This window comes from Aliiroseovarius marinus (assembly GCF_004360145.1).
GTDB lineage: Bacteria > Pseudomonadota > Alphaproteobacteria > Rhodobacterales > Rhodobacteraceae > Aliiroseovarius > Aliiroseovarius marinus.
Genome location: NZ_ML178712.1, coordinates 339,192 through 363,189, shown reverse-complemented (window position 1 = coordinate 363,189; position 23,998 = coordinate 339,192). Strand labels below are relative to the sequence as shown.

Here is a 23,998-nt window from a genome sequence, read left to right as displayed (position 1 = left end):
GGAACAGACGATGAAGGACATGATCCAGCATCCGATTCAGGTGGATATCCTGATGTCAGACGGCTTCGTCTTGACCGAATTGTCTGCCATTCTTGAACTTCTGCGCATCGCCAACCGCGTCACCGCGCGGCAGGTGTTTCGCTGGCGAAACCGGTCGCGTCGCGGCGGGGCGATCAGCTGCCGCGCTGGGATCGACGTGACGACCCATCCGTTCTGCTCCAAGCCGTCCGCGCATTACGTCTTTGTTCTGGGCAACTCCGACCCGGACGCGAAAGAGCTGTCGCTGCAGAAAGAAATCAAAGCCTATCAATGGGCCGGTGCCCGCGTGATCCTGCTGTCGGAAGCCGCAAGCCGCCACATTGCCGAGACCGGCGAACAAACGATGAGCCACACCACCCATTGGGAAAACCGCGCGGTTCTGAACGAACGCGGCACGCCGGGCGTGGGCTCCTATGCGCTGGCCGCCGACGACGGGCGGATCATCACCTCGGCCGGGATGGGATCGACCCATGATCTTGTGCTGGCGCTCTTGGGCAGCCACCTGTCCGCCGCCTCGGTTGCAACAGTGGCGGATATCATGCTGCACGAGAAGATCCGCACGTTCTCGACCCTGCAACCCTTTGGTGGGAAAGAACTTTCTTTGACTGGAAACCGCGCGCTGGACCAATGTGTAGAGCTGATGCAAGCCAATCTGGAAGAACCGCTGCGCATTTCAGAACTGGTCGCGCTGCTGGGCATCTCCGAACGCTCGCTGGAGCGCCATTTCCGCGCGCATTTCCACACCACGCCAAACGCGTACTACCGTGAACTGCGCCTGAATCACGCCAACACACTGCTTCTAAAAACCGCGATGAGCGTGCGTGATGTGGGGCTGGCCTGCGGTTTTCCCAACGGGTTCTCGTCGCTCTTCCGCCGCCATTTCGGCGTGACCCCCATGTCGCTGCGCAAGACCGGAAACTTGCCCGCCTATAATAACTGATTTCCGGCAATTTTGTCGGAAACACGATGTTTGGTCGTGACGGCTCATGCAAATCTCGACCCGAATCCATCAAGGAGTGATGCCATGTCCCTGCCCACACAAGCCCGCGTTGTCATCATCGGTGGCGGCGTTATCGGCTGCTCTGTCGCCTATCACCTGACCAAGCTTGGCTGGAAGGATGTGGTGCTGCTTGAACGCAAGCAGCTGACATCAGGCACCACATGGCATGCCGCCGGACTGATCGCTCAACTGCGCGCCACGGCGAATATGACGAAGCTGGCGAAGTATTCGCAGGAACTCTATGGCGATCTTGAGGACGAAACGGGCGTGGCCACGGGCTTTAAGCGCGTGGGCTCGATCAGTGTGGCGTTGACCACTGAGCGGATGGAAGAGCTGGCTCGTCAGGCTGCCATGGCCCGCGCCTTTGGCGTCGATGTGGAAGAGATCACAGCCGAAGAAGCCCTGTCGCGGTACGAGCATCTGAATATCGACGGTGTGGTCGGTGGTGTGTGGTTGCCGAAAGACGGGCAGGGCGACCCGGCCAACATCGCGCTGGCCTTGGCGAAAGGCGCACGTCAACGCGGCGCATTGGTGAAAGAGCGCACGAAGGTCACCGGCATCAAGCGCGATCGGCGCAAGGTGACGGGCGTGGACTGGGCGTCGGATGACGGTAAAGAACAAGGTCACATCGCCTGCGATATGATCGTGAACTGCGCAGGCATGTGGGGCCACGAGGTTGGCCGTATGGCCGGTGTGAACGTCCCGCTTCATGCTTGCGAGCACTTCTATATCGTGACCGAAGCCATTTCCGGCCTCACCCAAATGCCGGTGCTGCGCGTGCCGGACGAATGCGCTTATTACAAGGAAGACGCGGGCAAGATGCTGCTGGGCGCATTTGAACCGAACGCCAAACCGTGGGGCATGACCGGCATCGCCGATACGTTCGAATTCGACCAACTGCCCGAAGATTTCGATCACTTCGAACCCATCCTTGAAGCCGCCTGTAACCGCATGCCGATGCTGGCCGAGGCAGGCATTCACACCTTCTTCAACGGCCCGGAAAGCTTCACGCCAGACGATGCCTATCACCTTGGCCTCGCGCCCGAGATGGACAATGTCTGGGTCGCGGCGGGCTTTAACTCGATCGGCATTCAGTCGGCAGGTGGCGCGGGCATGGCGCTGGCGCAATGGATGGAGGACGGCGACAAGCCCTTCGATCTGGGTGACGTGGACATCAGCCGGATGCAGCCGTTCCAAGGCAACAAGCACTACCTGTTTGAGCGCTCGAAAGAGACGCTGGGCTTGCTTTATGCCGACCACTTCCCGTTCCGCCAAAAGGCCACCGCACGCGGCGTACGTCGCACGCCCTTCCATCACCACTTGAAGGAACAGGGCGCTGTGTTTGGCGAACTCGCCGGATGGGAACGCGCCAACTGGTTTGCGAATGAGGGACAAAAAGCCGAGTACGAATACACTTGGGGCCGCCCCAACTGGTTCAACAACGCCGCCGCTGAACATAAGGCGGTGCGCGAGAATGTGGGCATGTACGACATGTCCTCCTTCGGCAAAATCCGCGTCGAAGGCCCGGATGCCGAGGCGTTCATGAACTATGTGGGTGGCGGCGACTATTCGGTGCCCAACGGCAAGATCGTCTATACCCAATTCCTGAACCGGCGCGGCGGGATCGAGGCGGACGTGACCGTCACCCGCCTGACCGAGACCGCGTATCTGGTCGTCACCCCCGCTGCCACTCGTCTGGCCGACCAGACATGGATGGAGCGCCACGTGGGCGACTTCCGTGTGGTGATCACCGATGTGACCGCGGGCGAAGGTGTCTTGGCCGTGATGGGTCCGAACGCCCGGAAACTCTTGGAAAAAGTCAGCCCCAACGACTTCACCAACGCCACCAACCCCTTCGGCACCGCGCAAGAGATCGAGATCGGCATGGGCCTGGCCCGCGCCCACCGCGTAACCTATGTCGGCGAATTGGGGTGGGAGATCTATGCCTCGGCTGACATGGCCGGACACGTGTTCGAGACGCTGTTTGACGCCGGGCAGGACATGGGCCTGAAGCTCTGCGGTATGCACATGATGGACAGCTGCCGGATCGAAAAAGGCTTCCGCCACTTCGGCCATGACATCACCTGCGAAGATCACGTGCTGGAAGCGGGGCTTGGTTTTGCGGTGAAGACCGACAAGCCAGACTTCATCGGCCGCGACGCCGTGCTGGCCAAAAAGGAAAGCGGGCTGGAGAACCGCATGGTCCAGTTCAAACTGACCGACCCCGAGCCGCTACTCTATCACAACGAACCCGTCCTCCGTGATGGCGAGATCGTGGGCTACCTTAGCTCGGGTTCCTACGGCCACCATCTGGGGGCTGCGATGGGCATGGGCTATGTGCCGTGCAAAGGTGAAAGCGCTGCGGATGTTCTGGCGTCGAGCTACGAGATCGACGTGGCAGGCACCCGCGTGAAAGCCGAAGCATCTCTGAAGCCGATGTACGACCCGAAAGGCGAGCGTGCCAAGGTCTAAGTGCCCATCACGTTTCGTGATGCATCTTGTCACGACATTCACGCTATCCAATTCCTCATCCGGCCTGCATAAAGGCTGGGTGAGGAGCGCGACATGGCTGTGACATCAAAACCGGAGAATGTGGATACGCCGCAAGGGCTTGCCTTTGCGATCACGGCCTATGTGCTGTGGGGGTTCCTGCCGCTTTACCTGAAGCTTTTGACCCACATGCCCGCAACCGAGGTGCTGGCCCATCGTGTCATTTGGTCCGTGCCCGTTGCCGGTGCTGTGCTGATCGCCATGGGGCGGACGCGAGATCTGAAAACCGTACTGACAAACCGGCGCAGCCTGCTGCTGGCCTTGGTGACGGCCACGCTGATTTCGGTCAACTGGGGCATCTATATCTGGGCGATTGCCGCCGAACAGACGGTCGAGGCCGCGCTGGGCTATTACATCAACCCGCTCTTTTCGATCGTGATGGGCGCCGTGCTTCTGGGCGAGCGTCTGTCGCCTGCGCAATGGGTGGCGGTGTTGTTGGCGGCACTGGCCGTGATTGTCCTGACGGTGGATGCAGGGCGGCTTCCCATGGTCGCGCTTAGCCTGATGCTGACATGGGGCTTTTATGCCTATTTCAAAAAGTCGCTGCCGATCGGCCCCAACCAGGGCTTCCTGCTTGAGGTGTTGATCCTGACACCCCCCGCCTTGGCCTATGTCGTCTGGCTGGGCGCCACCGGGCAGGGGCATCTGTTCACCGGGGCTTGGGACACGGCGCTTTTGATGGGCTGCGGGTTGGTCACTGCCGTGCCGCTGATGGTCTATGCGAACGGCGCGAAGCTGCTGCGCCTGTCGACCATCGGCATCCTGCAATACATCGCACCGACGATGATCTTCCTTGTGGCCGTCTTCATCTTCCGCGAACCGTTCGGAGGCGCCAAGCTGATCGCCTTCCCGCTGATCTGGCTGGCGCTGATCGTCTACACCACCGCGCTGTTTCGGCAGATGCGGCGCAAGCGGTGACTTGCGGCGTGGGGTCTCAACCGCTATCCCGCGCGCATGTCGTCTGAATACAACCCTCCTCAGGATCCGCTGGTCATCCTGCACCACGATCACGAGCTACTGTTCGTGGACAAGCCTTCGGGCCTGTTGTCGGTGCCGGGGAAGGGCGAGCATCTGGCCGACTGCCTGATTGCGCGTGTTCAGGCCGTGTTTCCAGAAGCGCTGTTGGTCCACCGTTTGGACCGCGATACCTCGGGCGTGATGGTCTTTGCACTGACGCCCCACGCTCAGCGTCATCTGGGGCTTCAGTTCGAGAAACGACAAACCAAGAAAACTTATCTGGCGCGCGTCTTTGGACGGGTCGAGGAACGCGAAGGTACCGTCGATCTGCCCCTGATCGTCGACTGGCCCAATCGCCCCAAGCAGCATGTGGATTTCGAGAACGGCAAACCCGCCGTGACCGACTGGAAAGTCCTGCGATACGAGGACAACGCCACCCGGATGCGCCTGTTTCCGCAGACAGGACGCAGCCACCAGCTGCGCGTGCACATGCTGGAACTCGGCCATCCCATTTTGGGCGATCCGTTTTATGCCACAGGCGCGGCGCTGGACGCCCCGCGCCTGATGCTGCACGCCGAAAGCCTGCGTTTGCGCCACCCAGACGGCGGAAAAGGGATCACCATCAAGGCGAAATGCCCGTTCTGACGGCTTGACCTTGGGGCAGGAACTCTTGCCGCCCGGCGCGCTTCCTGTTTGACTGGCACGACCTGCGAAGGAGGCCCCAATGCATCAGCCCGTCATTTCCGGCACCGGCGTTTTCACGCCCGAACAGATCATCACGAACGCCGAGCTGGTGAAGGCGTTCAACGCCTATGCCGACAAGTTTAACGCGGCGCATGCCGACGCCATCGCGGCGGGCGATGTGGACGAGATGGGCCATTCCTCGGAAGAGTTCATCGTGTCGGCCTCGGGTATTCATCAACGCTATGTCATGGACAAAACCGGGGTTCTGGATCCCGACGTGATGCATCCGTCCCTGCGCGAGCGCGCGGATGACGAACCGGGGATCATGACCGAGATGGGCGTGGATGCCTGTCGCAAGGCTTTGGTACAGGCGGGGTGTGATGCGGCGGATGTTGATCTGGTGATCTGCGCGGCGTCGAACCACGAACGTGCCTATCCGGCCATCGCGATTGAAATCCAACAGGCGCTGGGCGCGGGTGGTTTTGCGTTTGATATGAATGTGGCCTGTTCCTCGGCGACCTTCGGCATTCAAGCCGCCGCTGACATGATCCGCTCGGGGTCGGTCAAACGCGCGCTTGTGGTCAATCCCGAGATCTGCTCGGCCCACTTGGAATGGCGCGACCGCGATTGCCATTTCATCTTCGGGGACGTGGCCACCGCGACCCTGATCGAGCGCAAGGAAGATGCCAAAGGCGATCATTTCGATATCTTGTCGACCCGCTGCCTGACGCAATTCTCGAACAATATTCGCAACAACAACGGCTTCCTACGCCGCACCCGAGAAGAGACCTCGGACCTGCCCGACCGGCGCGACATGCAGTTCATGCAGAACGGGCGCAAAGTGTTCAAAGAGGTGCTGCCGATCGTGTCGAAGCACATCTTGGGACACATCGCGGATATCGGCGTGGAACAGGATGATCTGAAGCGGCTTTGGCTGCATCAGGCCAATAAATCCATGAATGACTTCATCGGGAAGAAAGTGCTGGGCCGCACGCCCGAAGCCGATGAGCAGCCCAATATCCTGCAGGACTACGCCAACACCTCGTCCGCTGGATCGATCATTGCGTTCTCGAAGTATTCGGACGACATGGCGCCGGGCGATACCGGTGTGATCTGTTCCTTTGGGGCGGGGTACTCGGTCGGGTCGGTTGTGGTGCGCCGCGCGTAATTCTTGGCGCTAGCGCACGATGAATTCGGCATGAAGCGCGCCGGCGGCCTTGATGCTTTTCAAGATGTCAATCATGTCGCGCGGCGCTACGCCCAATGCGTTTAATCCGGCCACGAGTTCGGACAGGGATGCCCCTCCACTGACCTCGGCCAGCCCGATGCCCGGCTCTTCCTCGATCGCGGCATTGGTGCGGGGCACCACGATGGCCTCGCCGTCCGAGAACGGATTGGGCTGCACCACGATGGGTTGCTCTTGAATGCGCAGGGTCAGATTGCCCTGTGACACCGCCACCCGGCTGATCCGCACATCTTCGCCCATGACAATGGTGCCGGACCGCTGGTCGACAACCACCTTGGCGCGGCGCTCGGGCTCAACCCCGATGTTTTCGATGGTCCCCAACGCATGTGCAGGAGAGATCGCGCGCGTTGCGGTGATGTCGACCACCACCGTCCCGCTGTCCAGCATGCGTGACACCACACGACCATACTTGCCGTTGATGGCTCGCTCGATCCGTTCGGCGGTGGTGAAATCGGGTGTGCGCAGGGCCAGACGGATCGATTTCAGCTTGGTGAAATCAAAGTCAATCTCTTGTTCAACGCGCGCGCCGCTGGGGATCACGCCGCTGGTTGGCACACCCTTTGTCACCGACGCGCCATCCCCTTCGGCAGTTGCGCCGCCTGCGATGACAGTGCCTTGACCGACGGCATAGATCTCGCCATCTGCGGCATTCAGGGGCGTCATGATCAACGTGCCACCCAACAGGCTTTTCGCGTCCCCAATCGCCGAGACCGTCACATCGATCCGGGACCCCGCGCGGGCAAACGGAGGGAGCGACGCCGTGACGAACACGGCCGCCACGTTTTTGGGCCGGAATTGCTCCCCCGTGATGTTGACGCCCAGCCGTTCCAAGATGTTGGACATAATGTCTTCGGTGAAGGGCGCGTTGCGGATGCCGTCCCCGGTGCCGTTCAATCCGACAACCAGCCCGTAGCCCACAAGGTCGTTGCCGCGTACCCCGTCGAATTCGACCAGATCCTTGATCCGGATCGAGTTTGCATTGGCGGCGGACGCTAAAGCTACAAGCGCAATTAGGCAGGCAAGCAGGTGTTTCATCGCATGTAATCCGTGAAGCTGAGTTTCGAGAGATGCGCGGTGGTGGTGTAGAGCGCCTCGAGCTGGCTATAGAGTTCCTCCAACCGCGCCGCTGTGTCGAACGGATCCGCGGCGGTGAGTTCGTTATAAGTCAGCTCTAGCGCGTGTTGTTCGGCGGTGTTGTGCGCCATCGCGTTTTCGATCCGTGCCTCCACCGTGCCGACCCGCGCTTGCAGCATCGTGGTGTCATCGACCGCGCTGAGAAGCGCGTTGGATGACATCTCGGCCAGTGATTTCTGTTGGTCCAGATCCCCGGAAAGCGCGCCCTTTGCCAGTACGGCCGTCTTGGCGATTGCGGACAAAAGGTTGCGTACCTCAGGGTCATTTGCGCGGACGGGCAGGGTGGCGGTTTCGCCGTTGCCCAACCGGATGGGGCCATAGCTTTCATCCGCCCCCAGATAGCCCAACGTCTCAAACCCGCCGCCGGGCGTGTTGAACCAATCATCGATTGCCGCCGAAACGCCTACCGCTGTCACTTCGCCCGCAATGGCGGTCATCAGTTCGGCGATAATCGTGTCGGCATCAGCAAGGGCGGGGCCGTCTGTGGCTGCGCCCGCGAACAGCGATCGCCCGCCCGCGCCTGCGTTCAGCTTTGAAATAATCGAGGCAAATTTCTGCTCTGCGTCCAGCGCGGTGGTTTGTAGCAAGGTCACGTTATTTGCGCTGCGCGCCGCGATTAGCCCGCTTGAGAGGTCCTGCGCCTGCGCATTAATGGTTGTTAACGCGACCTGCGTGGTGTCTGCCATCAGCCGCGCCTCGTTCGTGGCTTGCGTATGCGCCGACATCAGTTTCAGGCTGTGTTCCAGCCCCGCAATTGCGCCATATCCGCCCGTCGTGTTTGCCCCCAGATCCGTTTTTCGCCCAGTGGACAGCTCGGTGCTGAGCCGCGTCAGATCTTGGCGCAACTGCGCGCTATGTCGCCGAGTTAGGAAGGTGCTGGCCATGTCGCCGAAAGTGGAAATGCTCATCCCGCGCCCCCTACATGCCTAACAGAAGTTGCAGCATTTCGTCGGCAGCTGTGACGACCTGGGCGTTGGCGGCGAAGGCCTGTTCGATGACCATCAGCTTCTGCATTTCGGCATCCGTATCGACACCTTGCGCCAGTTCCATCTCGCGCAGGCTGTTGTTCTGCGCGACATCAAATCCCAATTGAGCCTCGCTGTGAGACAGGTTTGAAGCGACCGTGTTAAGCAGATCAGACGCCAACCCAGCCGAGGATCGGGCCGCGCCGGAAAATCCTCCGGACGCGGTGACCTTGGGGGTGTCCAAGGCGTCGACCAACTGGCCGAGAAGCGTGGCATTGCCGACATTGCCCGGCACTGCGGCCCCCAGCCCATCGCGAAGTCTCCAAATGGCTCCACCCTGCGCAGGGTCCACGGCGGCGTTTAAGGTCAGGCGACTGCTGAGGGCGACTTCATCCGCAGGATCAAACGCCGCGCCCGCATCTGTAAACAGACCCGGCGCCCCCGGTGCGCGCGTCGCATCCAAAGCCGGGTCCTGAAAACGTTCAACAAGATCACGGGCGAAGGCATCAAGCTGTTCCTGCGCGGTCACTGCCAGATCGTCGCGGACCTGAAAATGCGCCGCCAATGATCCGCCAGAGATCGCGTTGCGGTCTGCCGTGGTGTCAATCGGCTGGCCGTTGATGGTTAGCCCGGACAATGCACCACTGCCCAGCGTCATCTCGGGGACGATTGTGTTGACGGGCGAGAACCCCAGTTCGGCGGCGCGCCCATCCAGCAGAATGGCTCCGCCGCTCGAGATCAGGGCAACCTGCCCGCCATCGCGCGGAACCTGCTTGATCGGAATGATCGATGACAGCACGTCGATGGCCTGCTGCCGCTGGTCCATCAGGCCCGAGGGGTCCGCGCCGCGCACGATTGCGGCCTGAATCTTTGTGTTCAGGTCCTGCACGTCCTTTAGGCCTTGGTTCAGTTGCGCGACCTCTTGCGCGATGGCTTGATCCGCGGTCAGGCGTGCGTCCTGAATGTGGTCGGACGTGGCTTTCAGATGTGACACAACATTGCGGGCGGCGTTCAGGCTGGCATTCAGGGTTGCCTCGCTGTCGGGGCGGGCAGCGGCCTCGATCAGGGCGGCCTCGAACTGGGCCATGCGGCCCGAAAGGGATCCCGGCTGATCAGGGGTTCCAATGGCTTTTTCCAAACCTTCCAGAAAGCCCGACCGTGTGCTTCCGTGACCCAGCGCTGCGTCCGACAAACGGCGGTCGCCCAGAAGACGTTCGTCGACGTGGCGGGTGACGCCCTCGATCACGACCCCCGACGGCGCGCCGCCCAGCGTGCGCGATGACAGGCTGAGCGACCGCACGCCGTACCCTTCCGTAGTCGCATTGGCGACGTTGGACGAGACGACATGGGCCGCGCGCGCGTTGGCGCTGAGGCCGGTCAATGCGTTGTAGAGGGCGCTGTTGAGGGTCATGGCTGGTTACTTCTGGTTCCCGATCAGCGTTTGATGTTGGTGGTTTCCTGCAGCATCTCGTCGACGGTCTGGATCACCTTCGCGTTCGAGCTGTAGGCCCTTTGTGTTTGGATCAGGTTGGTTAGCTCGCCCGCGACATCGGTTGTCGAACCTTCGCGCGCAAAGCCAACGACTTCGCCCGTCGGGCCGTCACCGGCATCCCACATGAAGAACGAACCGCTTTCGGGTGACACCTGATAGGCCTGGTTCGAGATCGAGGTCAGGCCGTTCGGGTTTGACACGTCCACCAGCGGCACCTGATAGATCGTGCGGATGAACCCGGTGTCATAGGTGGCTTTCAGGAAACCATGTTCGTCGATCTGCACCGCGGTCAGGTTGCCCACCGGCGAGCCGTTCTTGGTGATGGCCACGGGGGCAAAGCTGTCCGACAGTTGGGTCAAGCCGTTGGGGTCACTGATCCCGCCGATGGTCAACGACAACGGGCCGCCTGCAACGGTCAGGTCCAACGTCCCTGCGGCGGCGTCATAAGCACCGCCGGACACGACCGTGACCGAGGCGAGTGTGCCGCCATCGGCGCGGCTGTCATCGAAGACCAACGTGTATTCCCCAATCACCGCCCCGCCCGAGGCGCTGTCGGTGATTTGCATGGTCCAGGTGTTCGACGATCCCGTGCCCGGAACGGTGGGCGTAAAGGTGAAATCCAGCGTTTCCGAGGTGCCGAGATTGCCGAAGTATTCGACCGACAGCGGCAGCGGCGTCCCCGCGGCGCCTGCTTCCGTCTCGACCGCGGGCAGGTTGACGCCTAGCTTCATGTTTGTGGTCGGGTCGCCGGCGGTTTGGTTGGCGTTGATGACGACGGGTTCCAGCCCCACGCCCGTGTCACGCGGATAGGTACCCACATTGCCATCTGCGTCCGCAGGCCAGCCCAATAGGACAAGTCCGGTTTCGGTTTTCAGAACACCTTCGGAATCGGTGCGGAACGAGCCTGTCGTGGTCATCATCATCGGCCGTTCGCCGGGGTTTGAGTCGGCATAGACTTCTTGCGTGACGGGCAGCATGCCGCGCCCGCCGACAGCGATGTCCATCGGGTTCGAGGTCGAGATCAGCGGGCCATGTTCGTCGATCAAACGCTGCGTGGTCGTACGTACGCCGCCCGCCGAATAGGTGCCGGACCCGGAATGCCCACCGATGACAAGGCTTTGGAAATCAGCCGTGGCCCGTTTGTAGCCAAATGTCGAAGAGTTCGCGATGTTGTCAGAAATCGTTGCCAATTTCGTTGCATGCGCATTCAGCCCGGACACGCCGGCACTTAGTGAGGAGGAAATCGTCATGGTGCGCCTTTCTGCTGCATCTACCTCTGGTCCGGGACAGAGTGGACCGGGTGTCCTTAACAGCCGCCTAATAGACGCGAGATTCGCGACGATTTCCCCTTAGCTTATGATTTCGTTACCTTTTCGAACGCAGCAGGATCAGCTCGATCCGGTTGTTGCGCGCGGCCATCGGGTTCGGCGTGACCGGTTCATGATCCGCGTGCCCGGTGACACGCTGCACTTTGTCCGGGGATTCGCCCAGCGATTCGTATAGCCTCCGTACCGCGTCGGCCCGGCCCGAGGATAGCTGCCACGCGGTGTTTTCGGCCACGACGACGGGTTGTGTGGCCACATGCCCCTCGATCGCGATACCGTTTTTGGCCAGATCAAATACCTCGGCAATGGTGATCAGGATCTCTTCCAAGATCGGTGCGGGCGTCGTGGTGCCCGCATGGAACAGCGGGGCGTGATCCAGCGCGAAAATCTCGACCAGCAGGCCTTCGTCGGTCACGCGGGTCACGATATGGCGCCGAAGCTGGTCGCTGGTCATGCTTTCGCCGGACCGGCTGAGCAGAATCTCTTCGACCTCTTTAAGCTTGGCGGTTTCCTTTTCGCCGCTTTCGCCGGAACTGTCGGCCTGATTTCCGTCTTTGGAGGCTGCAGGATCACGCGGAACGCCGCCTGTGCCGGTTTGCGACAGGCTTTCTTCGCTCAGCACGCTGTCGCCACCGAAAGATCCGCTGCCACCGCCCGATACACGGGTGATCGGAATGGTCGGACTGAAATAATCCGCGATCCCCTTACGCTGCTTTTCTGTGGTCGCGTTTAGCAGCCACATCAGCAGGAAGAACGCCATCATCGCGGTCACAAAATCCGCATAGGCCACTTTCCATGCGCCACCATGGTGGCCATCGCCGCCACCCTTCTTGATCTTCTTGATAATTACCGGAGCTTGTTCATTCGAACGCATCCCACCACCTCATTTTTCACCCAAGGTCAGGGATAGCAGCACCAAGTTTCCATCGGCTTAACTATTCAAATTGTTGCGATTTCATTACTTCTCATGTGAAGCATTGCTTTTTCTTGACTTCGTTTCACATGCAACGATATCATTATCGCGCAACAGGATGGCCCATTTGGGCATTGAAACGGATCGACTTATGAACAAGCATAGCCCCTCGCGCGAGATGCAGCGCGCGGTGTCAGCCGTTGGCACCGAAACGCATTACATGCCCGGTTGGGCAAATGATTTCGAAACCGAGGCTCTGCCCGGCGCGCTGCCGCAAGGCATGAACAGCCCGCAGAAATGTGAATACGGCCTGTATGGCGAGCAGCTGTCCGGCACCGCCTTTACCGCCAACCCGCCCGAGCGCACCTGGACCTATCGCATCCGTCCGTCGGTGAAGCACTCGGCGCGTTATACCAAGATCGACGTGCCCTATTGGAAATCTGCGCCTTGCGTGGATCCGGACGTGATTTCGCTGGGTCAGTATCGTTGGGATCCGGTGCCCACGACCGAGGGTTTGAACTGGATCACCGGTATGCGCACCATGACCACGGCGGGCGATGTGAACACGCAGGTCGGTATGGCCAGCCACATCTATCTGGTCACCGAGTCGATGGTGGACGACTATTTCTTCTCGGCCGACAGCGAACTGCTGGTCGTGCCGCAGGAAGGCAAGCTGCGTTTCTATACCGAGCTGGGCATCATCGACCTGGCCCCACAGGAAATCGGCATCATCCCGCGTGGGCTGGTGTACCGTGTTGAGCTTCTGGAAGGCCCCGCACGCGGCTTTGTCTGCGAAAACTACGGCCAGAAATTCGAGCTTCCGGGCCGTGGCCCCATTGGTGCCAACTGCATGGCCAACCCGCGTGACTTCAAAGCCCCTGTTGCTGCGTTTGAAGACCGCGAAGTGCCGTCGACCATCACCATCAAATGGTGCGGTCAGTTCCACAAGACCGAGATCGGCCAATCGCCGCTGGACGTGGTCGCATGGCACGGCAACTACGCGCCTTATAAGTACGACCTGACCACATACTGTCCGGTCGGCGCGATCCTGTTTGACCACCCGGATCCCTCGATCTTCACTGTGCTGACCGCGCCCTCGGGCCAGCCCGGCACCGCGAATATCGACTTCGTTCTGTTCCGCGAACGTTGGATGGTGGCCGAGAACACTTTCCGTCCGCCGTGGTATCACAAGAACATCATGTCCGAGCTGATGGGCAACATCTATGGCCAGTATGACGCCAAGCCGCAGGGCTTTGTTCCGGGTGGTGTCAGCTTGCACAACATGATGCTGCCGCACGGGCCAGATCGCGATGCGTTTGAAGGCGCCTCGAATTCTAACCTTGGTCCTGAAAAGCTGGACAACACCATGTCCTTCATGTTCGAGACTCGCTTCCCGCAGCACCTGACAGCCTTTGCGGCGAACGAAGCCCCGTTGCAGGACGACTACATCGACTGCTGGGAAAGCCTTGAGAAGAAGTTCGACGGGACGCCCGGCAAAAAATGATGAAACTGTATGGATATTGGCGGTCCACGGCGGCCTATCGCGTGCGGATTGCGCTGAACCTGAAAGGGCTCAGCGCAGAGCATGTGTCCGTCCATCTTGTGAAAGATGGCGGGCAGCAGCATGCGGAAGATTACGTCGCCAAGAACCCGACCCATCTGGTGCCCTCTCTGGAACTGGAAGACGGCACCGTCCTGACCCAGTCGCTGGCGATCATTGACTATCTTGAGGCTGTGCAGCCCGAGCCTGCCTTGCTGCCCGCTGACCCGATCAAGCGCGCCAAGGTTCTGGCCGCAGCCCATGTCATCGCGATGGATATCCATCCGGTGAACAACCTGCGCGTGGCCAAGCATCTGGGCGACACGTTCGGCGCGGATGCCGAGGCCAAGCGCCAATGGATGGTCCACTGGATGGACACGGGCTTTGCCGCCCTTGAACAGATGGTCGACAAGGACAGTAAGTTTGCTTTTGGCGACACGCCGACACTGGCAGACATTTGCCTTGTCGCACAGTACTATAACGCAAGGCGCTGGGGGGTGGATCTGACCGCCTATCCGCGTCTGACCGAAATCGAAGAAACCTGTCTGGCCCTGCCCGCCTTCGCCGATGCGCGACCCGAGGCACAGCCGGATGCCGAGTGAGGATCACATGAGCCAATTGAAAAAGTCATGGGTGGACAGCGCGAACTCTGCCGAGACCCCATTTCCCCTGAACAACCTGCCGTACGGCGTGTTCTCGACCGCCGATAGCGAGCCGCGCTGCGGTGTCGCCATCGGGGATATGATCCTTGATATGCAGGCCGCCGAAGAAGCTGGGTTGATTGAGATCGGCGACGAGCCCGTTTTCGACGTTCCGTTCTGGAACGAACTGATGGAGCTGGGATCGGACGCATGGGCCGCCCTGCGCGCCCGTCTGGAGCAGTTGCTGGGCGAAGGTTCGACCGAGCGTGACGCCGTTGCACCACTGCTGGTCGCCCAAGCGGACGCCGAGCTGCACATGCCGTTCCTTGTCTCGGAATACACCGACTTCTACGCCGGTCGTCAGCACGCCGCCAACATGGGCGCGATCCTGCGTGGCTCGCCCGATCTGCCAGCCAACTGGCTGCATATTCCGATTGGTTATAATGGCCGTGCGTCGTCCGTTGTGATCTCGGGCACGCCGATCCACCGCCCGAACGGCCAGCGCAAAGCGCCCGACGCCGAGATGCCAAGCTTTGGCCCCTCGATGCGTCTGGATATCGAGCTGGAAATGGGCGCCATCGTTGGCAAACCGTCCGCGTTCGGTCAGCCGATCACCGTGGACGAAGCCGACGACATGATCTTTGGCTATGTGCTGCTGAACGACTGGTCTGCCCGCGATATTCAAGGCTGGGAATACCAACCGCTTGGCCCGTTCCAAGGTAAAGCCTTCGGCACCTCGATCAGCCCGTGGATCGTCACCGCCGCCGCGCTGGAAGAGTTCCGCGCGCCCACGCCGGAACGCGAGAAAGAGCTGCTGCCCTATCTGGATGGCACCAAAGACGGGCTTTACGACATCGAACTTCAGGTTCTTATGCAGCCCGAAGGGGCCGACAAGGCAAGCGTCGTTGGCGAGACCAACTACACGCGCATGTATTACTCGGCCGCTGAACAGCTGTGTCACCACGCGATTGGCGGTTGTGCGATGAACGTGGGCGATCTGCTGGGATCGGGCACCATTTCGGGGCCGACCAAGACCGAATACGGTTCGCTGATGGAGATGAGCTGGGCGGGCCGCGAGCCCTTCACGCTGGACACCGGCGAAACTCGTACGTTCATCGAGGACGGCGATACCCTGACCCTGCGCGGTGCTGCGAAGGGTGACGGCTTCCAGATCGGCTTTGGCGATTGTGTCGGGCAGATCCTGCCTGCCGTCAACTGGCCTAAGTAAATGGCGGTCTGGGCATCATCCCCCTGCGCTTTGCCATTCGAGGATCGCCTCGGATGGGACAAGCAGCATGATGATGTTCAAGGCCAGCCCATCGCGGATCAGGAAGGTGGTCAGCACTTCGAAGCCCACGATGATCAGGATGCTGATCCAGACGGGCAGACGAAGCGCCAGCCAGAAGCCAAGGAACATGGCCGCCAAATCCGCGGCCGAGTTCACCACGCTGTCGCCCCAATATTCGCCGGACACGGTGAACTCGCGATAGCGCTGGATGACGGCTTCGGTGTTTTCGGCAACCTCCCACGCGCCTTCGACAATGGTCGAGACCAGAAGGCGCCAACCAAGGGCAAAGCGGCGCATCAAAAGGAAGGTCGCGCCGTAGAACAGGATGCCGTGGATCAGATGGCTGGGGGAATACCAGTCCAGCAGATGTTGCGAGCCCTGACCGCTGTCATCTCCGGCATACCACAGCAGGGTATAGCCGCAGGGACATGAGAAATTACGACCCATTGCCAGCAGGGTGACCAGCGTGGCGATGGAAACAAACAGAACGCCCCAATAGGGCAGGAAACGACGATCAAACATAAGGGCAAGGGATCACCAACCCGCGCGCTTGTCCAGAAAGGAAAACCGGACCATGGCAAAGGCATTCGCGTCGCAAGGCGACATGACCGAAAAGAAAATCACCTTCGACCAGATCGGCGAGGGGCTCTACGCCTTCACCGCCGAGGGCGACCCGAACTCGGGCGTGATCATTGGCGACGACAGCGTCATGATCGTTGAAGCTCAGGCAACCCCGCGTCTGGCCAATAAAGTGATCGAGTGCGTGCGCTCGGTGACTGACAAGCCGATCAGCCATGTGGTTCTGACCCACTATCACGCCGTGCGCGTGCTGGGTGCATCGGCCTATGGTGCGGATCAGATCATCATGGGTGACCAAGCCCGTGCGATGGTGGTCGAGCGCGGTCAGGAAGACTGGGACAGCGAATTTCAGCGCTTCCCGCGCCTGTTCGAAGGCCACGAGTCGATCCCCGGCCTGACTTATCCGACCACCACATTCTCGGACGATATGACCGTGTATCTGGGCAACCGCCGCGTTGATCTGATGCATCTGGGCCGCGCCCACACCGCCGGTGACATCGTGATCCACGTGCCGGACCAGAACGTCATGTTCACCGGTGACATCGTGGAAGACCACTCGGCCTGCTATTGCGGCGACGGTCACTTCTCGGATTGGGGCGACACGCTGGACAACATCGCGTCCTTCGACGTGGATGCCATCGCGCCGGGTCGCGGTGAAGCTCTGGTCGGCAAAGACGCCGTGAACCGTGCCATCGAAAGCACCCGTGACTTCGTGGAAAGCACCTATCGTCCCGCCGCCAAAGTGGCTGCGCGTGGTGGTTCGCTGAAAGAAGCTTGGGACGCGGTCCGCGCCGAGTGTGATCCGAAATTCGCAGACTATGCCATCTACGAGCACTGCCTGCCCTTCAACGTCGCCCGCGCCTATGACGAAGCGCGCGGCATCGACACCCCCCGCATCTGGACCGCCCAGCGCGATCTGGAAATGTGGGAGGCCCTGCAGGGCTAAGACCTTTGGGGTTCGGCCACGAGGGTCGGACCCCACACGAAACGCGCGCAGCCGGAGGAGAACCCGATGTTCGACGATAGATACACGCTTGCCTACAAGCGCTATCCTTATAAGAAATCTGCCGATCAGGATGCGGCCACGCCCGTGCGCCATCCGGTCGTGGTGATGGGAGGAGGACCCATCGGCGTGTCCACAGCGCTGGACCTTGGCCGTCAAGGCATTCCAACGCTGGTACTGGACGACCACGAAGGCGTTGGCATGGGATCGCGCGCGATTTGTTTCGCCAAGCGTTGCCTCGAGGTTGCCGGCCGCTATGGCTGCGGCAAGCCAATGGTCGATAAGGGCGTTGTGTGGAACATCGGCAAGGTGTTCAACAAGGACGATCAGGTGTTCGAATTCAACCTTCTACCCGAAGAAGGCCACGAATACCCGGCTTTCATCAACATGCAGCAGCCTTACTATGAAAGCTTCCAGCTGGACCGCTTTGAAGAGCTGCAAAAGGACGGCGCGCCGATCGAGATCCGCGGCAAGAACCGCGTTGATAACGTCGAAGTGCATGATGACTATGTCACGCTTGAGATCATGACGCCGGACGGCCCCTATACGCTGGAAGCAGACTGGCTGATCGGTTGTGACGGAGCCTCGTCACCGTTGCGCACGATGCTGGATCTGGACTTCACCGGGAAGGTCTTCCAAGACAGCTTCCTGATCGCTGACATCAAGATGAAGAACGACGATTTCCCGACCGAGCGTTGGTTCTGGTTTGAACCCACCCATGGTGGCGGCGCGTCGACCCTTTTGCACAAGCAGCCCGACGATGTCTGGCGCGTGGATTTCCAGATCGGCTGGGATGTCGACCGCAAGGAAGAGATGAAAGAGGAAAACATCCGCCGTCGTCTGGACGCCTTCCTTGGTGAAAACGTGCAGTACGATATGGTCTGGTCCTCGATCTACACGTTCCAGTGCAAACGCATGGACAGCTTCCGCCATGGCCGCGTGTTCTTTGCCGGTGACGCCGCACACCAAGTGTCGCCATTTGGTGCACGTGGTGCGAATTCGGGCATGCAGGACGTGGACAATCTGGGTTGGAAACTGGGCATGGTCATCCGCGGTGAAGCGCCGGACAGCCTGCTGGACACCTACAACTACGAACGGATCCACGGCGCGGACGAGAACATCCTGAACTCGACCCGCTCGACCGACTTCATCACCCCGAAATCGGAAATGAGCCGTGTCCTGCGTGATGCTGTTCTGGACCTGTCCGAGAAGCACGAATTTGCCCGCCCAATGGTGAACTCGGGTCGCCTGTCGGTGCCCTGCACCTATGATGGCTCGCCGCTTAACTCGGCCGATGCGCTGGACGGTCCCGCGCGGTCGCGTCCCGGTTCGGTCTGCCCTGATGCGCCGCTGGGGGATGACTTCCTGCTGAACAAGCTGGGCGACAAGTTCATCCTGCTGACCATCGACGCTGACGCCCCCGACATGATCGAGGAAGCCGGCATTAAGGTCGAGCGTCTGGCCCTGTCGACTGCTGACGACAAAACCGGCGCTCTGCGCGAGCGGTACTTGGGCGACAACGACAAAGCCGTCTACCTGATCCGCCCGGATCAGCACGTCGCGGCCCGTCGCCCCAGCTTTGATGAAAACCAGATCCGCGCCGCGATCCGTCGCGCCATCGGTAAGGAGTAAGCCCCATGACTGATCTGATCCTGACCCCGAACATCGACGGCGTGGACGATTTCTATGCCGAGCTCATCGCCGCGCATGAAGGTCTGTCGAAAGAAGACAGCGATGCCCTGAACGCGCGCCTTGTGCTGGTTCTGGCGAACCATGTAGGTGACCGCGAGGTGCTGAGCCAGGCTCTGAAAGCGGCCGAGAAGTAAGGCTGAACTTTCAGTCTGTAGACACAATAAGGGCCCGTGCATATCTGCGCGGGCCCTTTCGTTTGCTTATTCTGCTGCGACCGCGCTGGGATCGGCGGTGGTGCGCAGATAGGGCAGCTTGATGTCGATCTCGCCAAACTTCTCTTTCGCTTCATCATCGCTCAGCGACAGGGCAACGATGACGTCCTGACCTTTGACCCAGTTCGCCGGGGTAGCGATCGGCGTGTTGAAGGTGGCCTGCAGGCCGTCCAATGCGCGCAGCACCTCGGCGAAGTTGCGGCCCACCGACATCGGGTAAGTCATGACCAACTGCACCTTCTTGTCAGGCGAAATGATAAAGACCGACCGGACCGAGGCGCTGTCAGCCGCAGTGCGCCCGTCGGGCAGATAGGCTTCGGCGGGCAACATGTCGAACAGCTTCGACACGGCCAGATCTTCGTCTGCGATGATCGGGAATCCTGCTTTCGCGCCCGAGAAGCCTTCGATGTCGGCTTTCCACGACACGTGCTCTTCTGCGCTGTCGACGGACAGGCCAATCACCTTGGTGCCGCGCTTTTCCCATTCATCAGCCAGTTGCGCGACGGCGCCGAACTCGGTCGTGCAAACCGGGGTATAATCTTTCGGGTGCGAGAAAAGGATGGCCCAGCTGTCGCCAATCCAGTCATGGAAACTGATCGTGCCCTGATCCGTTTCAGCGGTGAAATTCGGCACGATGTCGTTGATGCGCAGTCCCATTTGATGCTCTCCTATGCGTAAAAAACTGTTCAAAGAACACTTAAGTTTCATACCGCTGGATGAAAGTCCGGTGCGACAGTTTGATCCAACTTGATTTCTTGGAGAAATTTGATCAAATTATGATTCCGCGGGTTGCGCTATCAGCGGCTTGGTGCCACATTGCCCGCAAACCCGTCCAAGGAGTCAGGAATATGATCGAGAAACGCGACTTTTACATCAACGGCAAATGGGTCGCCCCCGCCGCCGCCAACGATTGCAATGTGATTGACCCTTCGACCGAAGAGGTCTGCGCGGTCATCTCGCTTGGTGATCAGGCGGATACGGATGCCGCCGTTGCCGCCGCCAAGGACGCCTTCAAGACTTGGGGCTTCTCGTCCAAGGCCGAGCGTCTGGAACTGATCGAGAGCATTCTCGAGATCTACAACCGCCGTTCGGAAGATCTGGCCCAAGCCATGTGCCTTGAGATGGGTGCGCCGATTGACCTGTCGCGCAGCTCGCAAGTGGGCGCGGGCAGCTGGCACATCAAGAACTTCATCCGTGCCTTCAAGGATTTCGAATTCGACAAAATGCTCAGCGAGCGTGCCCCGAACGACCGCCTGCTCTATGAACCCGTTGGTGTAACCGCGCTGATCACCCCGTGGAACTGGCCGATGAATCAGGTGACGCTGAAGGTGGTGGCCGCTGCCGCTGCGGGCTGCACCATGGTCCTGAAACCGTCCGAGGTTGCCCCACTATCCTCGATCGTCTGGACCGAGATCATGGACGAGGCCGGCACCCCCGCTGGTGTCTACAACATGGTAAACGGCGACGGCATGGGCGTTGGCAGCCAGCTGACTTCGCATCCCGACGTGGACATGGTCAGCTTCACCGGTTCGACCCGCGCAGGCATCGCGATTTCTAAAGCCGCCGCCGACACGATCAAGCGCGTGGCGTTGGAACTGGGTGGCAAGGGTGCCAACATCCTGTTTGAAGACGCGGACGAGAAAGCCGTGAAACGTGGCGTGCTGCACATGATGCAGAACACCGGCCAAAGCTGTAACGCGCCCTCGCGCATGCTGGTCCAAAGCTCGATCTATGATCGCGTGGTCGAGGAAGCTGCCGAGGTCGCGAACAAGGTACAGGTCGGCCCTGCATCGGAAGAAGGCCGCCACATTGGCCCCGTCGTGAACGAGCTTCAGTGGAACAAGATCCAGGATCTGATTCAGAAAGGCATCGACGAAGGCGCACGGCTTGTAGCCGGTGGTACCGGGCGTCCAGATGGTCTGAACAAGGGGTACTTCGTGAAACCGACCGTCTTTGCCGACGTGACCAACGACATGACCATCGGACGCGAGGAAATCTTCGGCCCGGTTCTGTCGATCATGAAATTCGACACCGAAGAAGAAGCCGTCGAGATCGCCAATGACACCGTTTACGGCCTGACCAACTATATCCAAACGCAGGACGGCGCCCGCGCCAACCGCGTGGCCCGCCAGATGCGCTCGGGTATGGTCGAGATGAACGGCACCTCGCGCGCCGCAGGCTCGCCCTTTGGCGGCTACAAGCAGTCCGGCAACGGGCGCGAGGGCGGCATTCTGGGGATCGAGGACTTCTTGGAAGTCAAAGCCGTGTCGGGCTGGTCGAACGACTGATCCAAGCCACAGATTGAACACATGCACCCCCGGCCTGTCCGGGGGTGTTTTTTTGTCAAAATGGTTTGATTTCAATCATGGCTCGCGCCGCTGCCACGTGGCTGTTACATCTTTGGTATGAATGCATAACCCAACGCGCGACACAGGAAGGGGCATATGACCGATACGCTTGGAAAGCTGTTCGGCTATTTGGGCGGGACCGCCCGCGATCTTGCCCCGATCCTTCTGATCGTGGGCTTCTTCCAGCTTGTGGTTTTGCAGCAACCAATTGACAATATTGGGCAATTCGCGCTGGGTTTTCTGTTCGTCCTGCTGGGTCTGACGGTGTTTATCCGTGGTCTGGACATGGCGCTGTTTCCCTTGGGCGAGGCGCTTGCGAACGCGCTGGCCTTGCGTGGTTCGCTTCCTTTGCTGGTCCTCTTCGCCTTCAGCCTTGGCTTCGGCACCACCGTCGCCGAGCCCGCCCTGATTGCCGTCGGGGCCGAGGCCGCGACCGTGATGTCCGAGGCGGGCGTAATTGGCAGCACCGAGGGCGAGCTGAACTTCATGGCCACCGCCCTGCGCTATACCGTGGCGGCCTCGGTCGGGGCGTCTTTGGTTTTGGGCGTCTTCCGCATCCTGATGGGCTGGCCCATTCAGTGGCTGATCATCGGCGGCTATATCTGCGTGGTCGCCCTGACCCCCATCGCCCCGCGCGAGATCGTGGGGATTGCCTATGACAGCGGCGGGGTCACAACTTCGACCATCACCGTACCCTTGGTGACCGCGCTGGGCGTGGGGCTGGCATCGGTCATCAAAGGGCGGAACCCGATGATCGACGGGTTCGGGCTGATCGCCTTTGCCTCGCTTATGCCGATCATCTTCGTGCTGTTGTTCGGATTGGTGGTGGCGACATGATCGCGATCCTGACGGACCTTCTTTGGACCTTCCTGAGCGTCGTGCGCGACGTGCTGCCGATCGCGGCGGTGCTGCTCTTGTTCCAGCTGGTGATCCTGCGCAAACCGATCCCGCACCCCAAGAAGGTCGCCGTGGGCATGTTCTATGTGCTCTTGGGGCTGGCGCTGTTCCTGTCTGGGCTGGAGCTTGCCCTGTTCCCTCTGGGCCGCGAGATGGCGGCGCAGCTGACTGACCCAGCCTTTCTGGGCATCGAGCCCGGCGCTGTGGTCCAGTGGCTGGATTACTACTGGGTCTATATCTTCGCCTTCGCCATCGGCTTTGCGACGACCATCGCCGAGCCGTCCCTGATCGCCGTCGCCCTGAAGGCACAGGAAGCATCGGGTGGTGCAGTCAAGGCAAACGGGTTGCGCATCGCCGTTGCCTTTGGCGTGGCGCTTAGCCTTGCGGTGGGGACGTTCCGGATTGTTACCGGCACGCCGCTCTATCAATACATGATCGTGGGCTATGTGATCGTGGTGATCCAGACGCTGATGGCGCCGCGCATGATCATTCCGCTGGCCTATGACAGCGGCGGGGTGACGACCTCGACCGTGACGGTGCCCTTGGTGGCGGCCCTTGGGCTGGGCCTTGCCAGTACCGTACCGGGGCGCAGCCCCCTATTGGACGGGTTTGGCCTGATTGCCTTGGCCAGCCTATTTCCCATGATTACCGTGATGGGCTATGCCCAAATCAGCAACTGGTTGTCGCGCCGCAAGGCCGACCAAGACAGCCAAGGAGAGAAACATGAAGTTTAAACTGATCATTGTGATGACGCAGGATGAACTGACGGACACCGCCATCGAAGCGGCCCGCGAAAAGGGCGCAACCGGATGCACCGTCATCACCTCGGCCCGGGGCGAGGGGCTGGAACCGGCCAAGACCTTCTTTGGTCTGACCGTAGGCGGGCAGCGGGATGTGATCCTGTTCTTGGTCGAAGAACACCACAGCCGCCTGATCCTAGAGGGCATTGGCGAAGCTTGTCGATTTGACCAAGAGCCCGGAACAGGGGTGGCTTTCCAGGTGGATATCGAGGACGCGATTGGCTTGTCCGGTCAGATCGCCTCGATCCAAGAGGAAATCAGCAAGGAGGACTTGTGATGGACGAGAACACGAAAAAGGTCCGCGATGTGATGCAGGGCACGATCTATATGATCTCTGGCCTTGCAACCGTACGCGAAGCCGTGAACGAGATGGAGGCCAAGGGCGTCACTGCGTTGATCATCGAGCGGCGGCATGAGGATGATGAATACGGCATCGTCTCGATCGACATGATTGCAGAACGGGCGATTGCGCTGAACAAGTCGCTGGACCGTACCAATGTCTACGAGGTGATGGACAAGCCTGCCCTGACCGTCTCGGACCACATGGCGGTTAAATACGCCGTGCGTCTTCTGTCACGTCTGGATCACCGCCGCGCCTTGGTGATCGAGCATGGCAAAGCTTGCGGGCTGGTGACGCTGCGCGACATGGTGCTGAGCTATGCGAAGGCGCAAGACAGCTAACACGCCCTTGAG

General features: G+C 60.4%; 23 protein-coding genes. 16 read left to right on the top strand and 7 right to left on the bottom strand.

The window, feature by feature from the left end; translation table 11 throughout:
* The first annotated feature begins 10 nt into the window (after positions 1–10).
* The 5 genes from EOL43_RS01925 (at position 11) to EOL43_RS01905 (ending at position 6,398) form a co-directional block, all read left to right on the top strand.
* On the top strand, positions 11–979 hold the full coding sequence (locus EOL43_RS01925; protein ID WP_133485085.1) for a GlxA family transcriptional regulator: 969 nt from the start codon (positions 11–13) through the stop codon (positions 977–979).
* Between the two features lie 84 nt (positions 980–1,063).
* Positions 1,064–3,511, top strand: a complete 2,448-nt coding sequence (locus tag EOL43_RS01920) for a GcvT family protein (protein WP_133485084.1) — start codon at positions 1,064–1,066, stop codon at positions 3,509–3,511.
* Positions 3,512–3,604: 93 nt separating this feature from the next.
* Complete coding sequence (gene rarD / locus EOL43_RS01915; protein ID WP_133485083.1) at positions 3,605–4,507, top strand: EamA family transporter RarD; 903 nt, start codon at positions 3,605–3,607, stop codon at positions 4,505–4,507.
* A 36-nt stretch (positions 4,508–4,543) separates the two neighbouring features.
* Positions 4,544–5,191 (top strand): pseudouridine synthase, encoded by a 648-nt coding sequence (locus tag EOL43_RS01910; protein WP_133485082.1) that lies wholly within the window; start codon positions 4,544–4,546, stop codon positions 5,189–5,191.
* A 79-nt stretch (positions 5,192–5,270) separates the two neighbouring features.
* Positions 5,271–6,398 (top strand): beta-ketoacyl-ACP synthase III, encoded by a 1,128-nt coding sequence (locus EOL43_RS01905; RefSeq protein ID WP_133485081.1) that lies wholly within the window; start codon positions 5,271–5,273, stop codon positions 6,396–6,398.
* Between the two features lie 9 nt (positions 6,399–6,407).
* Here the strand turns inward: EOL43_RS01905 and EOL43_RS01900 are convergent, their stop codons facing one another.
* From EOL43_RS01900 to EOL43_RS01880, 5 genes are all read right to left on the bottom strand, one after another.
* Positions 6,408–7,511, bottom strand: coding sequence for a flagellar basal body P-ring protein FlgI (locus tag EOL43_RS01900; protein ID WP_133485080.1), 1,104 nt, complete (start codon positions 7,509–7,511; stop codon positions 6,408–6,410).
* Positions 7,508–8,518 (bottom strand): flagellin, encoded by a 1,011-nt coding sequence (locus EOL43_RS01895; protein ID WP_133485079.1) that lies wholly within the window; start codon positions 8,516–8,518, stop codon positions 7,508–7,510. Before EOL43_RS01895 ends, EOL43_RS01900 begins: the two co-directional genes overlap by 4 nt.
* A gap of 10 nt (positions 8,519–8,528) precedes the next feature.
* Positions 8,529–9,986, bottom strand: coding sequence for a flagellar hook-associated protein FlgK (gene flgK, locus EOL43_RS01890; RefSeq protein ID WP_133485078.1), 1,458 nt, complete (start codon positions 9,984–9,986; stop codon positions 8,529–8,531).
* 23 nt (positions 9,987–10,009) lie between these two features.
* Positions 10,010–11,317 (bottom strand): flagellar hook protein FlgE, encoded by a 1,308-nt coding sequence (locus EOL43_RS01885; protein ID WP_133485077.1) that lies wholly within the window; start codon positions 11,315–11,317, stop codon positions 10,010–10,012.
* A 115-nt stretch (positions 11,318–11,432) separates the two neighbouring features.
* The gene (locus EOL43_RS01880) at positions 11,433–12,266 is read right to left on the bottom strand and encodes a flagellar motor protein MotB (protein WP_133485076.1); all 834 of its coding nucleotides are present in this window, start codon (positions 12,264–12,266) and stop codon (positions 11,433–11,435) included.
* A gap of 190 nt (positions 12,267–12,456) precedes the next feature.
* Between EOL43_RS01880 and hmgA the strand changes: the two genes are divergently transcribed.
* Genes hmgA through fahA form a run of 3 tightly spaced genes read left to right on the top strand, consistent with a single transcriptional unit; the run spans position 12,457 to position 15,714 of the window.
* A complete protein-coding gene (gene hmgA / locus EOL43_RS01875) occupies positions 12,457–13,809 on the top strand; it encodes a homogentisate 1,2-dioxygenase (RefSeq protein ID WP_133485075.1) in 1,353 nt (450 codons plus the stop codon).
* Positions 13,806–14,447, top strand: coding sequence for a maleylacetoacetate isomerase (maiA, locus tag EOL43_RS01870; RefSeq protein WP_240686429.1), 642 nt, complete (start codon positions 13,806–13,808; stop codon positions 14,445–14,447). Before hmgA ends, maiA begins: the two co-directional genes overlap by 4 nt.
* Positions 14,448–14,454: 7 nt before the next feature.
* Positions 14,455–15,714, top strand: a complete 1,260-nt coding sequence (fahA, locus tag EOL43_RS01865) for a fumarylacetoacetase (RefSeq protein WP_133485074.1) — start codon at positions 14,455–14,457, stop codon at positions 15,712–15,714.
* 15 nt (positions 15,715–15,729) lie between these two features.
* On the opposite strand, the gene EOL43_RS01860 is transcribed toward fahA, so the two are convergent.
* On the bottom strand, positions 15,730–16,296 hold the full coding sequence (locus tag EOL43_RS01860; RefSeq protein WP_133485073.1) for a DUF2585 family protein: 567 nt from the start codon (positions 16,294–16,296) through the stop codon (positions 15,730–15,732).
* A 52-nt stretch (positions 16,297–16,348) separates the two neighbouring features.
* Between EOL43_RS01860 and EOL43_RS01855 the strand changes: the two genes are divergently transcribed.
* The 3 genes from EOL43_RS01855 (at position 16,349) to EOL43_RS01845 (ending at position 19,182) form a co-directional block, all read left to right on the top strand.
* Positions 16,349–17,299 carry an MBL fold metallo-hydrolase gene (locus EOL43_RS01855; protein WP_133485072.1) on the top strand — a complete coding sequence of 317 codons (951 nt, stop codon included), beginning with the start codon at positions 16,349–16,351 and terminating at the stop codon, positions 17,297–17,299.
* Positions 17,300–17,365: 66 nt separating this feature from the next.
* Positions 17,366–18,988: an FAD-dependent oxidoreductase gene (locus EOL43_RS01850; protein WP_133485071.1), complete on the top strand. Its 1,623-nt coding sequence runs from the start codon at positions 17,366–17,368 to the stop codon at positions 18,986–18,988.
* A 5-nt stretch (positions 18,989–18,993) separates the two neighbouring features.
* Positions 18,994–19,182 (top strand): DUF2783 domain-containing protein, encoded by a 189-nt coding sequence (locus EOL43_RS01845; RefSeq protein ID WP_133485070.1) that lies wholly within the window; start codon positions 18,994–18,996, stop codon positions 19,180–19,182.
* A gap of 66 nt (positions 19,183–19,248) precedes the next feature.
* On the opposite strand, the gene EOL43_RS01840 is transcribed toward EOL43_RS01845, so the two are convergent.
* Positions 19,249–19,917: a peroxiredoxin gene (locus tag EOL43_RS01840; protein WP_133485069.1), complete on the bottom strand. Its 669-nt coding sequence runs from the start codon at positions 19,915–19,917 to the stop codon at positions 19,249–19,251.
* A 191-nt stretch (positions 19,918–20,108) separates the two neighbouring features.
* Here EOL43_RS01840 and EOL43_RS01835 point away from each other — a divergent pair, with 191 nt between their 5' ends.
* The 5 genes from EOL43_RS01835 to EOL43_RS01815 all read left to right on the top strand — a co-directional run bounded on the left by EOL43_RS01835 (position 20,109) and on the right by EOL43_RS01815 (position 23,986).
* Complete coding sequence (locus tag EOL43_RS01835) at positions 20,109–21,548, top strand: aldehyde dehydrogenase family protein (RefSeq protein ID WP_133485068.1); 1,440 nt, start codon at positions 20,109–20,111, stop codon at positions 21,546–21,548.
* 156 nt (positions 21,549–21,704) lie between these two features.
* A complete protein-coding gene (locus EOL43_RS01830; protein ID WP_133485067.1) occupies positions 21,705–22,445 on the top strand; it encodes a DUF1538 domain-containing protein in 741 nt (246 codons plus the stop codon).
* A complete protein-coding gene (locus EOL43_RS01825) occupies positions 22,442–23,239 on the top strand; it encodes a DUF1538 domain-containing protein (protein WP_133485066.1) in 798 nt (265 codons plus the stop codon). The genes EOL43_RS01830 and EOL43_RS01825 overlap by 4 nt, the downstream gene beginning before the upstream one ends.
* Positions 23,229–23,582: a P-II family nitrogen regulator gene (locus tag EOL43_RS01820; RefSeq protein ID WP_133485065.1), complete on the top strand. Its 354-nt coding sequence runs from the start codon at positions 23,229–23,231 to the stop codon at positions 23,580–23,582. Before EOL43_RS01825 ends, EOL43_RS01820 begins: the two co-directional genes overlap by 11 nt.
* The gene (locus tag EOL43_RS01815; protein ID WP_133485064.1) at positions 23,582–23,986 is read left to right on the top strand and encodes a CBS domain-containing protein; all 405 of its coding nucleotides are present in this window, start codon (positions 23,582–23,584) and stop codon (positions 23,984–23,986) included. Before EOL43_RS01820 ends, EOL43_RS01815 begins: the two co-directional genes overlap by 1 nt.
* The last annotated feature ends 12 nt before the right edge of the window (positions 23,987–23,998 follow it).